Origin of the sequence: Sphingobium fuliginis, assembly GCF_015074805.1 — a bacterium.
GTDB lineage: Bacteria > Pseudomonadota > Alphaproteobacteria > Sphingomonadales > Sphingomonadaceae > Sphingobium > Sphingobium fuliginis.
Genome location: NZ_CP060036.1, coordinates 365,178 through 378,815, shown reverse-complemented (window position 1 = coordinate 378,815; position 13,638 = coordinate 365,178). Strand labels below are relative to the sequence as shown.

At 65.9% G+C, this 13,638-nt stretch carries 9 protein-coding genes; 1 reads left to right on the top strand and 8 read right to left on the bottom strand.

What is annotated here, in order from left to right; all coding sequences use genetic code 11:
- The first annotated feature begins 75 nt into the window (after positions 1–75).
- Positions 76–498 carry a c-type cytochrome gene (locus H5V43_RS17975; RefSeq protein ID WP_128830661.1) on the top strand — a complete coding sequence of 141 codons (423 nt, stop codon included), beginning with the start codon at positions 76–78 and terminating at the stop codon, positions 496–498.
- Positions 499–699: 201 nt separating this feature from the next.
- Here the strand turns inward: H5V43_RS17975 and H5V43_RS17970 are convergent, their stop codons facing one another.
- The 8 genes from H5V43_RS17970 to manD all read right to left on the bottom strand — a co-directional run bounded on the left by H5V43_RS17970 (position 700) and on the right by manD (position 13,626).
- Entirely contained in the window at positions 700–1,995 is a 1,296-nt protein-coding gene (locus H5V43_RS17970; RefSeq protein WP_025546921.1) for a DUF3422 domain-containing protein, read from the bottom strand.
- 151 nt (positions 1,996–2,146) lie between these two features.
- Complete coding sequence (locus H5V43_RS17965) at positions 2,147–3,382, bottom strand: SGNH/GDSL hydrolase family protein (protein WP_025546919.1); 1,236 nt, start codon at positions 3,380–3,382, stop codon at positions 2,147–2,149.
- A gap of 70 nt (positions 3,383–3,452) precedes the next feature.
- Positions 3,453–6,383, bottom strand: coding sequence for a TonB-dependent receptor (locus H5V43_RS17960; protein ID WP_025546918.1), 2,931 nt, complete (start codon positions 6,381–6,383; stop codon positions 3,453–3,455).
- 113 nt (positions 6,384–6,496) lie between these two features.
- Positions 6,497–8,134, bottom strand: a complete 1,638-nt coding sequence (locus tag H5V43_RS17955) for a GH35 family beta-galactosidase (RefSeq protein ID WP_052816636.1) — start codon at positions 8,132–8,134, stop codon at positions 6,497–6,499.
- A complete protein-coding gene (locus H5V43_RS17950; protein WP_025546914.1) occupies positions 8,131–9,603 on the bottom strand; it encodes a mannitol dehydrogenase family protein in 1,473 nt (490 codons plus the stop codon). The genes H5V43_RS17955 and H5V43_RS17950 overlap by 4 nt, the downstream gene beginning before the upstream one ends.
- On the bottom strand, positions 9,600–11,012 hold the full coding sequence (gene uxaC, locus H5V43_RS17945; RefSeq protein ID WP_193666873.1) for a glucuronate isomerase: 1,413 nt from the start codon (positions 11,010–11,012) through the stop codon (positions 9,600–9,602). The genes H5V43_RS17950 and uxaC overlap by 4 nt, the downstream gene beginning before the upstream one ends.
- Positions 11,009–12,286 carry an MFS transporter gene (locus H5V43_RS17940; RefSeq protein ID WP_025546912.1) on the bottom strand — a complete coding sequence of 426 codons (1,278 nt, stop codon included), beginning with the start codon at positions 12,284–12,286 and terminating at the stop codon, positions 11,009–11,011. The genes uxaC and H5V43_RS17940 overlap by 4 nt, the downstream gene beginning before the upstream one ends.
- Before the next feature lie 128 nt (positions 12,287–12,414).
- Positions 12,415–13,626, bottom strand: a complete 1,212-nt coding sequence (gene manD, locus H5V43_RS17935) for a D-mannonate dehydratase ManD (protein WP_025546910.1) — start codon at positions 13,624–13,626, stop codon at positions 12,415–12,417.
- Positions 13,627–13,638 lie beyond the last annotated feature (12 nt).

Here is a 13,638-nt window from a genome sequence, read left to right as displayed (position 1 = left end):
CAGCGCCGCCGCCGGGCTGTCTCGTCCATGCCGGCGCAGCGATGCGCTTCACCCGCAAAGTGCCGAGGCCTGCATATGGCTAGCCGTCCCATCCCCTCAAGCCTCGTCTGGCTGGCAGCGATCCTTCTGCTCGCGGTCTGCGTCACGCTTGTGGCGGGCGGCGCGATCTATCTGGAAACCAGGGCCGCCGATGAAACCCGCGCCGACGCCATGACCGGCGGACATTCGGAAAGGGGCCGGGCAGCCCTTTATCGCCATGGCTGCGGCGCCTGCCATGTCATTCCCGGCATCGACGGCGCGAACGGCATGGTGGGGCCGGACCTGACCCATGTCGGACAACGCGCAAGCCTGGCCGGTTCGCTCCCCAACGATCCGGAGACGATGGTGCGATGGCTGATGCATCCGCAGGCGCTGCGGCCCGGAAGCGGCATGCCCGAACAGGGCCTGTCGGAGCGTCAGGCACGCGACATCGCCGCCTATCTCTATGCCCGGAACTGAGGGGAGACATGACACAAACAGGGTTCCACCAAGCCGAATCCTGGGGCCGATTCAGTTCCGGGTGAGCCGAATGGCAGTTTTCCGTGACCCGGAGCGCAGCGTACTCAACATATGTGAGCACCGGAAGCACGGGAATGGAAGCTGGGCAGGTGACTCGATTCAACCATTGCAGGCCGCCATGAGCCTGAATGTCGATCGGTCCTAATGCGCGTCGCCGGATGGACGCTTCACCTTTCTGATCTGGCCGATCCCCACGAAGACCGTGATGATCGTCACCGGGAACAGCGCGACATCGATCCAGGCGGGCAGATGCCATCCCTGAAGCTCCAGCGCTTCCTTCAGATGGTGCCAAAGGCCCAGGGCATAATAGCTGATGGCCACCACCGACAGCCCTTCCACCGTATGCTGGAGCCGCAATTGCAGCGCGGTCCGGCGGTCCATGGACGCCAGCAGGTCGCGGTTGCGGCGGGCAAGGGCGGTGTCGACCCGCGTGCGCAGCAAGGCGCTGGTCCAGGCGGTCCGCTGCGCCAGATCCTCCAGCCGGCGGGTGAAGGCATCGCAGGTGCGCATGGCCGGCAGCAGGCGCCGCTCGGTGAAATCGTCGAGCGAGCGATACCCCCGCACCGGCACGACGGCGAGACGGCGGAGGCGGTCGCGGCAGATTTCCGCATAGGCCTGCGTCGCGCTCATGCGGTAGCGGGTGCGCGCCACGATCCCGGCCAGCTCCGCGCTCAAGGCGGACAGTTGCTCCAGCACCTGATCGGCATCCGCATCCTTCTGCGCGACGCGGCTCGTGATCGCGGTCAGCCGCTGTTCGAGCGCGGTGAGCAAGGGGGTCGCCTGTTGCGCCTCGGGCAGGCCGAGCAAGGCGATCTTGCGGTAATTGCCCAGTTCCTGGAGCCGCTGGACCAGTTGCGAGCTTTCGCCGCCTTGCAGCCCCTTGTCGCGGATGAGCAGCCGGCCGAAGCCGTCGGCATGCAGGCGGAAGTCGCTCCAGATGCGGGCATGGCCGTCCGCAACGTCGGATATGATGAGGTCGTCGGTCGCGAAATGGGCGGCGATCGCCGCGGAGGGCGGTTCGTCCATGACCATGGCGATCTGGGTGGAGCGGATCACCCGGCCCGGCATGTCCGCCATCCATGCTGGCACATCGCCAAATGGCGCGAGGTCGAACAGCGTCGCGCCCTCGACCGGCGCGAGGAAGCTGTAGGTCATGAATTCGGTATGACGCTCCCAGGAAAAATGGAGGTCGCCGATCCGCGCGGCAAGGAAGCGATCACCGGCCTTGAGGGCGGGAAAGCGGTGGGACAGCAGGGCGATGCCCTGCTCGGCCTGCTGCTCGTCGACCAGCAGCACGAATTGCAGCGCGAGGGCCGGCGCATCGAAACGGGGCAGGCCGCGAATATGCATTTCCCGCGAGAGGGAAGCCCGCAGCGGATGGTCGCGCTGGCCCAGCGCCGCAAAGGGATCGGCCGGGGTGCTGGTCATGTCGTCCATGGGCCGGTTCTTCCGTGGCAGGCTTGCGCTATTAAGTCCGACAATATCGTCCTTGTCGATTCATAATGCGGCAGGATCGCCATTGGCAATCCGCCCTGCCCGAAAGGATGACAGGCAGAGGGGCGGGACGGACAAGCGCGCCCGACCCCCGCTATCTGAACAGATCGAGCGGGATCGCCCGGGCCATGGCGCGATAGCCTTCGGGCGAAGGATGCAGCGCATCCCCGACATCATGGCGGGGATGCAGGTGGTCGGGGCGAGCGGGATCGCGCACCGCCCGGTCGAAATCGATCACGCCGTCGAAATTCCCCGCTTCGCGAATCCAGCGGTTGACGGCCTGCCGGTCGGCTTCGTTGCGGGCGTCGGGATGATAATAGTCGTTGCCCATGAAGGGCAATATGGTTCCGCCGATCACCTTGACGCCCCGGGCCCGCGCCCGCATGACGATCTGGCGATAGGACCCGATGATGCGCGATACCAGCCGGGCATGTTCGGCATCGCTGACCGGCGCTTCGCGCGTCAGCGTGCCGATGTCGTTGATCCCCTCCAGCAGGATCAGGTAGCGCACGCCGGGCTGCGCCAGCACATCGCGGTCGAGCCGGGCAAGCGCGTTGGGGCCAAGGCCGTCGTTCAGCAGGCGGTTGCCGCCTATGCCCTGGTTGACGACCGCCAGATGCCGCGTCGCCGGATCGGCCTGAAGCCGCCGGGCGAGATTGTCGGTCCAGCGGTCATTGCCGTTCGTGGTCGACCCCCTCCCGTCGGTGATGGAATCGCCCAGCGCGACGATCAGCTTCGCCGCCGTGCAGCGCTCCACCTCCAGCGCGGCCAGCGAGAACCAGTGCTCCACCGCCTGCGCGCCCGCCATGGCAGGGTCGGTCAGATGATCGCCCTTGAGCAGCCAGGAGGTCGCCCGCGATCCGGGGTGGGAGGTCTGGCCCGAAGGCTCCTCCCCAAAGGCGATGCTGATCGCCAGATCGTCAAAGGCGCGGACCGGCAGCGCCACCGGATCGGACAGATAATCCGCGCCGGCCGGGATCGTCACGTCGCTGCGCCCGTCGAAGCGGAGCGGAAGGAGGGTCTTCGCATCGATGGCCGGCGATCCGGCCCGCAGCGCGCGCGCGATGCTGGCGCCCCTTATGTGCAGCGGCGCGGCGCCCATCAGATTGGACAGGCGCACCCGCAGCCGGTCCCCCGCCATGGAGGGCCGGACGATCTGCCGCAGGCTGCTGTCCGCCAGCATGCCCGGCGCCAGCGCATTGTCCCCGGTGGGCGCCATCTGGGCAGAGGCCCAGGCCGCAGTCCAACGCCCTGCGCATGGCGCCGCCAGAGCCGGGCCCGCGATGCAGGCCGCGAGCGGGAACAGAAAAGCCGCAAAGGTCAACCGCATGGGCTTGTCCTCGTCAGAACGAAAGAAAGGGGCCGGTCTTGCAACCGGCCCCAGGCTCCTTGGGGGAGGATCAGAAATTCGCGCGGATGCCCGCCAACACCGTCCGGCCCGGATAGTAGATCGAATAGGGTGCATTATCATATTCGAAGGTGGTGCGGATCGGTTCGTTGGTGATGTTGAGCACATCCAGCGTCAGGCGCATCGCCTTGTTGAGGAAAGGCAGTTGATAACCGGCGGACAGATCAAGCTGGCCGCGGGCATCATTGCGCAGGGCGGCGCCGGTAATGCCGTTCTGCGGCGCGTTGACCGCAATCGACTTGTCGTTCCAGACATAGTTCAGGCTGACCGAGAGGCCGTTATTTTCATAGAAGCCCTGGAGATTATACGACCATTTGGAAACGCCGGTCGCAACCAGCCTGGTCGCCTGACCCGGCATCAGCTTCGACGACTGCTTGAGGTAGGTGCCGTTGGCCGAGAAGCCGAGGCCCTTCACCAGGAAGTCGAGCGGCTGCACCCAGGTTGCCTCGATCCCCTTGATCTTGAGGTCGCTGAGGTTGATCGGCCGGTTCACCGAAACGATCAGGTCGTTGATCGCCACGCCGGTCGATGCCGCGCGGTTGGTCAGCGCTTGCTGCTGGGTCGCGATCAGGCTGTCATAGGGAATATTGAGCGACCCGAAGGTGACATCCTGGGACTGGGTGACGGTAAAGCCCTGGACATTCTTCTGGAACAGCGACAGCCCGACATAGCCGATGCCGCCGGTGTAGATTTCGCCGCCCAGATCGTAATTGTCGGAAGTATAGGGCTTCAGCGTCGGATTGCCGGCGGTCGCCACCAGAGCCGAGGGATCGGTGAAGGTCACGCCCGGCAGGATCTGGCTCGCATCCGGGCGCGTCATGGTCCGCGAGGCGGAGGCGCGCAGTTTCACATTGTCGGCAATGTCGTAGGTCAGGTTAATCGATGGCAGGAAATTATCATATTTCGACCGCGAGGTGATGTCGACGATCGCCGTGCCGACCTGGCTGGGACCGACCACCAGCTGGTTGGTGGCGGCGTAGCGCATGCCGGCATTGATGTGCAGGTCGCGGCCCGCGATGGTGGTGACGCCGTTCAGTTCGAAATAGGCGCCCCAGACCTTTTCATCCATGTCTCCGGTCGCGCCGCCCGTCACCGCGCCGCGCGTTTCCGGCGCGCTGTCGCGATAGCTGTAATAGTCGGTCGCATCCTTGATCGCGCCGAAATCAGGCATGATGAAGGCGTTATAGCCGATATTCCGGCCCGCCAGATGCCCGAAATTGCCGACCGTCATCGGCATCAGATATTGCGGAATGGCGCTGGTGGGGATCGATCCGGTGGCGCCGGTGCAGCCCGTGCCGCAGACCGAAAGCTGATAGGCCGGGCTGTTGTCATAGGCGCGGATCGAGCGGGTCGCCCGGTCATAGGCGGCGCCGACCTTCACGTTGAACATGGCGTCGCCCAGCATGACGTCCAGATGCGCGCCCTTGGTTTCCGTCTTGCGGCGAACCAGCGCGATGTTCTGGCGATACCATTGCCAGCCGAGATTGGGGTCGTTCAGGTCGACATTGGTGGTGATCGACGGATAATAGCCTTGCAGATTGTCATAATAGACGTCGACCCCCGAATTGGGCGGCGTCTGGAACGCGAAGGTCGGCTGCTCGCGGAAGAAGCGGCTCTTGGAATAATTGGCGCTGAGGTCGACCTTCAGGGTTTTGGTCGGCTGCCAGCTCAGGCTGGGATTGATGTTCCAGAACTTGGTGGTCTGCTTGAACTCGCTCGCCTCCAGGAAGAAGGAAGAGTTGGCGAAGGTACCCGAAGTCACGACCCCGTTGTCGTCGACGGTGAGATCGATCGGAATCATGCCGCCGGTCGCCTGCGCTCCCGTGCCGGGGCCGGAGTTGCGGACCTGCCAGTTCATGTTGATGCGCGAATAGTCACGCTTCGATTTTGCCCAGATGCCGTCGAGGGCGAAGTGCAGCGTATCACTGGGCCGCCATTCAAGAGAGGCCAGGGCTGAAATGCGCGAACGGTCGCCGACCGTCAGCGTATTGCGGCCAAGGCGGGGCAGCAGCGCGGTGCTGAGTTGGCTGCGGGTCAGGCCGGAGGTCGCGACGACATCGACCGGCTGGCCCGGGATAAGGCCGTGACCTGCATTGGCGGGGACGGTCGAAGCCCAGAAGAAGTTGTTGCCCCCCGGATCGGGGACGCCATTGACCGGACCCAGATTGCCGTCGGTCCAGCCGACCGTGTCGAAGCCATCGATGCGGGTCTTGGTCTTGACGCCGGCCACGCCGACCAGAATGCCGAAAGTGTCGGTCGTATGGCTGGCCACGATCGCGCCGCGCGGGCTCAGCTTTTCATTGCTGTCGGTATATTGGCCTTGCGCGACCACGGTGACATGGGTGCCCGGCTTGTCGAAGGGACGGGCGTTGCGCAGGTTGACGGTGCCCGCAATGCCCCCTTCCAGCGTAGAGGGCGACGGCGTCTTGGCAAGGTCGAGGCGGGTGAAGAGTTCGGACGGGAAGAAGTCGAGGTCGACTTCGCGATTGGCGCTGCCGCCGTTCGTGCCGCCGTCCGACGCGACCTGAAGCTGAGAGCCGTTCAGCAGGACGCGGGTGAAGCTGGGGCCAAGGCCGCGGATCGCGACCTGCGTGCCTTCGCCGCTGATGTCGCGGTTCAGGCGCACGCCGGGCATGCGGTTCAGCGTTTCCGCAAGGTTGGTGGCGGGCAGCTTGCCGATGTCTTCGGCAAAGATGGAGTCGCCGAAGGCGACCGCGTTCTTCTTGGCGTTGGTGGCGCTTTGCAGGCTGCCGCGGATGCCGGTCACGACGATGTCGGCTGCTTCGTCCTGCTGGGCGACGGGTTGAGCGGCGGGCTGGGCCGCGCTGTCCTGGGCGATCGCCGCCTGGGCCAGCGTCAGCGCGCCGAAGGCCGACGCTGCGCAAAGCGCGATGCGGAAAGAGCGAATGTGAGAATCTGCCATTTGAAAATCCCCTCCTGAGCGCAGCTTCCGCCTATCCGGTAAGCCTGTCTGGTAGCGCTATCAGTGCGGCTTTGATAAACCCTGAGTTATTTTTGTCAAGCCCGGAAGCGTCTTTATTGGTAACGGTACAAGCGGACCTTCTGGATCTGGAAGTTCCCGGCGGGCAGCCGGATATGGCGCCCCTGATGGGTCTGGTCGCCGTTCAGCAATCGTCCGGCGATCCAGCGGCCCTGCGCGTCGAAATGCCCTTCCCAGGCGCTGTCGATCCCGGCGAGACCCGGTCCTGATCCGGCCGGGGCGAAGGTGACGGTGATGCCCTGCCCGGCGATCAGGTAATCCTCCGGCCCGGTCTGTATGACGATGCCGCCTGCGTTAACGGTATCAGGAGTGGCGACGGGTCTCTGGATGTCGGCGAAGGCGACGGTGAAGCGGTAATTGCCGATCGTCTCCGTCACCGGCTCATAGACCAGCGTTTCGTCATAGAGCGATTTCGGCCGGAAAGCCGACATTCGGCCCAGACCCTGCGCGGCGAGGATATGGGGGGCGAGCTGTTCCAGCAGGCCATAGGCCTCGCCCAGCGCCCCCGGCTTCTCGTCGATCGACTCGATGGAAAAGGGGCCGAAGCCGATCGCGTCCAGCTTGCCGATGGCGTAGAAGGCATTGCCGGGCACCTGCGGATGGTCGGCATTATTGGCTTCGGGGATGAACAGCGGATTGTCGGGCCGCTTGTAGATGTTCACGATGTCGACGAAGTTCGGGAAATAAATGTCGGGCGCCAGGAAATCGATGGCGGGCGCTCCCGCCTTCCACACGTCGATCAGGTGCGGCAGCGGCCCGCCGCTCGGATATTCGCCCGGCAGGCGACCGGGGCGGTTGAGCGCGACATTGACATACATGGGCATGGGATAGGCGCCCTTGCCCGCGCGGGTCAGGGCATCGGCAAAGCGCGCATAATGCCAGGCGGTGAAGATTTCCTCCGCCTGATGGCCGGGGCCGAACACTTCGGACCAGGTGCCGGCGGTCCTGTTCCCCTGCTCCTCCCACAGGCGCTTCATCTGCGGGACCAGCGTGTCGCGATGCTGCTGCAAATAGGTCATGAGTTCAGCGGGCACCGGCCCCCTGAAAGCGGCATCGGCCAGGGGACCATAGTCGCGGGCGACCGGCAGCATGCCGATCTCATTTTCCACCTGGGTCATCAGCACCGTATTCTGCCTGTCGTCCACGGCCCTGATATGCGCCATCAGCGCGGCATAGGCCTTCTGGTCGGCCTCCAGCGTCGCGGGCGCCATGGCGGAAAGGATTTCGACGCCCTGCCCATTGGGAAGCTGCGCGCGGGGGAAGCGGCCCTGGTCGCGCTTCACCCAGGCGGGGACGTAGGTCGACATGCTGTTCTTCCACGCGCCGAACCAGAGGATGACCAGCTTCAGGTCATTCGCCCGCGCGTCACGGATCAGCGCGTCCACCGAGGAAAAGTCGAACCTGCCCTCCTCCGGCTCGATCAGTTCCCAGGACACAGGGGCCAGCACGGTGTTGAGGTGCATGGCCTTCAGCCGCTTCCACTGCGGCGCCATATAGGCCGCGCTCGACGCGCTGCTGTTGCCCAGCTCGCCCGCGATCAGCAGCATCGGCTTGCCCTGCACGCTGAGTTGGGTGGCGCTGCCCTGCCTGACGAGCCGGGGCGGTTCGGCCTGCGCCGTGGCGGCCAGCGCGAAGGCGGTAAGCGCGGCGCCGATCCTGGCGAATTGCATCATATTTCCCCCTGTAAGGTGGCGAGCGCGGCCAGCGCGCCCTGCGTTTCGAGGATGGCGAGCCACCGGGCCAGCGCCACGCGGAAAGCCGCATTCGCCGCCAATGCGGGCGGAACCACGGAGTCGAGGCGCAGGATCGCAGCGGCCCGCTCCTCCGGCGTGTCGGCACCCGCGAGCCGGGCGGCGATCGTGCCTGCCAGCGGGTCGTCGACGACATGCGTTTTGCCAAGATCGTCCCGTCCCGCCTGCCAACGCACCCATGCCGCGACGGCCAGGGACAGCGCCCCTATCCCCTGCCCCGCCGCCAGCCTCGCGGCGATGGGGGCAAGCAGGCGCTGGGGCAGCTTCTGCGATCCGTCCATGGCGATCTGCCGCGTGCGATGGCGCAGCGTCGGATTGTCGAAGCGGGCCATCAACGCGTCACGATAGGCGGCGATGTCGAGTTCCGGTGGCGGCGACAGCGTCGTCTGCGCCTCATCCCACAGCGCCTCGACAAAGGCGCGTGCGGTGGGAAGCGCCAGCACGTCATACACATGGTCGATGCCCGCAAGGCCGCCCAGATAGGCGATGCCGCTGTGCGCGCCATTCAGCAGGCGCAGCTTCGCCTCCTCCCACGGGGCGACGGCCGCCGTCAGTTGCACCCCTGCCCCGAATTCGGGGCACGGGCCGCAAAACCGATCTTCGATCACCCATTGGATGAAGGGTTCGGTCTTGACCATCGCCCGGTCTTCCGCGTCCAGCCGTGCGGCGAGCGCGGCGACATCCTCCGGCGTGGTGGCGGGCACGATGCGGTCGACCATCGTCTCCGGGAAAGCCGCTTCTTCCGCGATCCACTCCGCCAGCGCGGGATCATGGCGGCGCGCCAGCGCCAGCACGGCATTGCGCAACCGCTGCCCATTATGCGGCAGATTGTCGCAGGAAATCGCCGTGAAGGGCGGCAGACCCTGCGCCTTCCGCATCGCCAGCGCCGCGACCAGATAGCCCGGCGCCGTCTGCGGCGCGGCGAGCGAGGCGAGATCGGCCGCCAGTTGCGGATCACCCTCGATCAGCGCGCCGGTAGCGGGGTCGAGCTTATAGCCCTTCTCGGTGATGGTCAGCGTCACGACATGGGTGTCGGGCGACGCCAGGGCGTCCAGCAGCGCCTGCGGCTCCTGCGGCGCGACGATGACCCGCTGGACCGCGCCGATGATCCGCGCCCGCCGGGATGCGCCGTCGCGCACCAGCATGGTGTAGAGGCCGTCCTGCGGCGCCATCTGGTCGCGCACCTGCGGCGAGCGCAGGGACGCGGCGACGATGCCCCAGCGCAGGTCGCCGGCATTCAGCACGTCGTCAAAGACCGCCGCCTGATGCGCGCGGTGGAAGGCGCCGATCCCCAGATGGACGACGCCGGCCTTGACCGCCGTGCGATCATAGGCAGGCTGGATCACATCGGCGGGCAGCGTATCGAGCGTTGCGGAGCATAGCCGCCTCACAGCTTATAGGCCTGCTTCACAAGGTCGTAGGACAAGGCGCGGGCCAGTTCGAAAGCCTCGTCTTCTTCCAGCCGGTGTTCGGCCACCAGCCGCGCCAGCCAGGCGCAGTCCATCCGGCGCGCCATGTCGTGCCGCGCGGGAATCGACAGGAAGGCGCGGGTGTCGTCGTTGAAGCCGACCGTGTTGTAGAAGCCCGCCGTCTCGGTCGCGCGCTCGCGGAAGCGGCGCATTCCTTCCGGACTGTCATGGAACCACCAGGGCGGGCCCAGCTTCATGGCGGGATAATGGCCCGCCAGCGGCGCGAGTTCGCGGGAATAGACATCCTCGTCCAGGGTGAAGAGGATCAGCGTCAGCCGCGGGTCATTGCCGTAGAGGTCGAGCAGGGGCTTGAGCGCCTGGACGAACTCTCCGGCCGCCGGAATGTCGCCGCCCTTGTCCCTGCCGAAACGCGCCAGCACGGCTGCATTATGGCTGCGATGCACGCCGGGATGGAGCTGCATCACCATGCCGTCCTCGATCGACATGCGCGCCATTTCCACCAGCATATGGCCACGGAACAATTCGGCGTCGCGGTCGCTGACGGGACCGGACATGACGCTGGCATAAAGCGCCTCGATCTCCGCCCTTCCGAGGTGCGCGGTGAAGGCGGTGGGGTGGCCATGATCGGTGGAGGTCGCCCCGGCGGCGCGGAAGTCTGCGCGACGCCTTTCATGGGCGCGCAGATAGCCGGCGAAGCTGCCCGCATCCTCCCCCGCCATGGCGCAGAAGGCGCGGACATTGTCGGCAAAGCCGCGCACCGCCGGGTCCATCACCGGGTCCGGCCGATAGGCGGTGATCACCCTGCCGCCCCAGCCGGACGCCCGGATCGCCCGATGATGGTCGAGCGGGTCCAGCGGCCCTTCCGTGGTCGCGATGACCTCTATATCATAACGCTCGAACAGGGCGCGGGGACGGAAGCCGGGCGTCTTCAGCGCGGCGTCGATGATGTCGTAATAATGGTCGGCAGTCTCCGCCTCCAGCCGGACATCGATGCCGAAGGCTTCTGCGAAGACCCAATCGAGCCACATGCGGGACGGCGTGCCCCGGAACAGGCGATAATGGGCGGCGAACCTGTGCCAGATGGCGCGGGGATCGGTTTCCGTGGGGCTGCCATCCTTGGTCGGAACGCCCAGCTCCTCCAGCTTCACGCCCTGGCTCATCAGCATGCGGAACACATAGTGATCCGGGACGATCAGCAGTTCGGACGGGTTGGCGAAGGGATCGTCATAGGCGAACCAGCGCGGATCGGTATGCCCGTGCGGGCTGACGATGGGCAGGTCCCTGACCGTGGCATGGAGCGCGCGGGCGATGTCGCGGGTGCGCGGTTCGGCAGGGAAAAGGCGGTCGGGGTGGAGCTTCAGCGGCTTCATGAACGGGGTTCCGAAAGGGTGACGGGCGCGTAGCGCGGCACGATGAGGTGGACGACCAGCAGCGCGATCAGATAGGCGCAGGCCGCGACGATGAAGATCGGCTGGAAGCTGCCGACGCTTTCCAGGATCATGCCGGCGAACTTCGCCATCAGCATGCCGCCGATGGCGCCCGACAGCCCGCCAAGGCCGACGACCGATCCCGCCATCCAGCGGGGAAAGAGGTCGCCCGGCAGCGCATAGACATTGGCGGAAAATCCCTGGTGCCCGGCGCAGGCAAGGCCGATCAGCCCGACCGCGACCCACAGGCCCGGCGCCTGCGCGGCGAAGGCGATCGGCAGGGCGCAGAGCGCGGCGCAGAACATCGCGGTCTTGCGGGCGCGGTTGATGCTCATGCCCCGGCCCATCAGTCGCGACGACAGCCAGCCGCCGGTGACGGACCCCACGTCCGCCAGCAGATAGACGGCGATCAGCGGCGGACCGAAGTCCAGCATCTTGACGCCATATTGCTTGTTGAAGAAGTCCGGCAGCCAGAAGAGGAAGGTCCACCACACCGGATCGATCAGGAAACGCGCGGCGATATAGGCCCAGGTCTGGCGATGGCGGAACAGGGCGCGCCATTTGACCGGGCGCTGCGGCTCCTGCGGGTCGGCTTCGATCCAGGCGAGTTCTTCCTGCGAGAGGGTCTTCTTCTCCCGCGGGCGGCGATAGAAGCCGATCCATGCCGCCAGCCAGACCACCGTCAGCAGGCCGGTCAGGATGAAGGCCCAGCGCCAGCCCATGGTGACGGCGATGACGGGCACGATCAGCGGGGTCAGGATCGCGCCGACATTGGACCCGGCATTGAAGATGCCGATGGCGAAGGCGCGCTCCTTCCTGGGGAACCACTCATTGGTCGCGGCGATGGCGGCGGGGAAGGTTCCCGCCTCCCCGATGGCGAGCGGAATGCGCGCAAGCAGCATCCCCGCCGTCGAGGTGAAGAAGATGTGCATGACGTGGCCGGCGGTCCACAATCCCACCGCCAGCGCATAGCCCGCCCGCGCCCCGATCCGGTCGATCAGCCGCCCGAAGAAGACATAGGCGATGCCGTAGCCCGCCTGGAACCAGATGGCGAGGTCGGCATAGCCGCTCTCGCTCCAGCCGTAGCGGGCCTGGAGATCGGGCTTGAGCGTCGGCAGGACCAGCCGGTCGACATAGCTCAGCACCACCGCCGCGAACAGCAGGGCGCAGACGATCCAGCGGACCTTGCCGGAGGGTTTGGGGATGGATCGGGTCATGGTCGGTCCCTATGATCCGTCATCCCCGCGCAGGCGGCGATCCGGTTCACGCCCCATATCCAGCCGCAAGGCCGGGAGAGGGATACCCGCCCGCGCGGGGATGACGGAGAAGAAGGGGCAGGCACGGATCACCAACTGAACATCGTGCCGTCTTCCAGCCGGTTCACCGGCAGGAAGGCGCGCTTATATTCATATCCGGCGGCCAGTTGCTCGTCGATGTCGACGCCCAGGCCCGGCGCCTCGCCCGGATGCATCATGCCGTCGGAGAAAGTGTAGGCATGGGGGAAGACCGCGTCGGTCTCGGGCGTGTGCCGCATATATTCCTGAATGCCGAAATTGGGCACGCTAAGGTCGAAATGCAGCGCGGCGGCCATGCAGACCGGCGACAGGTCGGTCGCGCCATGGCAGCCTGTGCGGACCTGATAGAGATCGGCCAGCGCGGCGATCCGGCGCAGATGGGTGATCCCGCCCGCATGCACCACGGTCGCGCGGATATAATCGATAAGCTGGTTCTGGATCAGGTCCTTCGCGTCCCAGATCGAATTGAAGATCTCCCCCACCGCCAGCGGCGCGGTGGTGTGCTGGCGGATCAGCCGGAACGCCTCCTGGTTTTCCGCCGGCGTCGCATCCTCCAGCCAGAAGGGGCGATATGGCTCCAGGTCCCGGCCCAGACGTCCGGCCTCTATGGGGGTCAGGCGGTGATGGATGTCGTGCAGCAGATGCACGTCCCAGCCCAGCGCTTCGCGGGCGGCCTTGAAGAGTTCGGGAACGACGCGAAGATATTTGGACGTGTTCCAGACATTTTCGGTCGGCAGGTCGGCGTCGGCGGGTTCGTAGAAATATTTGTCCTTCGACACGCCATAGGTCGACGCCATGCCCGGCACGCCGCATTGCAGGCGGATCGCCTTGTAGCCCTGCGCCCGATATTCCAGCGCGGCGTTGATCGTATCCTCTATGGTCGTGCCGTTGGCGTGACCATAGACCATCACCCCCTCCCGGCTGGCCCCGCCCAGGAGCTGATAGACGGGCAGGCCCGCAATCTTGCCCTTGATGTCCCACAGCGCCATGTCGACCGCGGCAATGGCGGTCATGGTGACGGGACCGCGCCGCCAATAGGCGCCCTTGTAGAGATATTGCCAGATGTCCTCGATCCGGTGCGCGTCCCGCCCGATCAGACAGGGAACGACATGGTCGGCCAGATAGCTCCCCACCGCCAGTTCGCGGCCGTTGAGCGTCGCGTCGCCCACGCCATGGACGCCCTCATCGGTGATGATCTTGAGCGTGACGAAATTGCGGCCGGGGCAGGTGACGATGACCTTGGCATCGATGATCTTGGGCATTGGATGATCCTG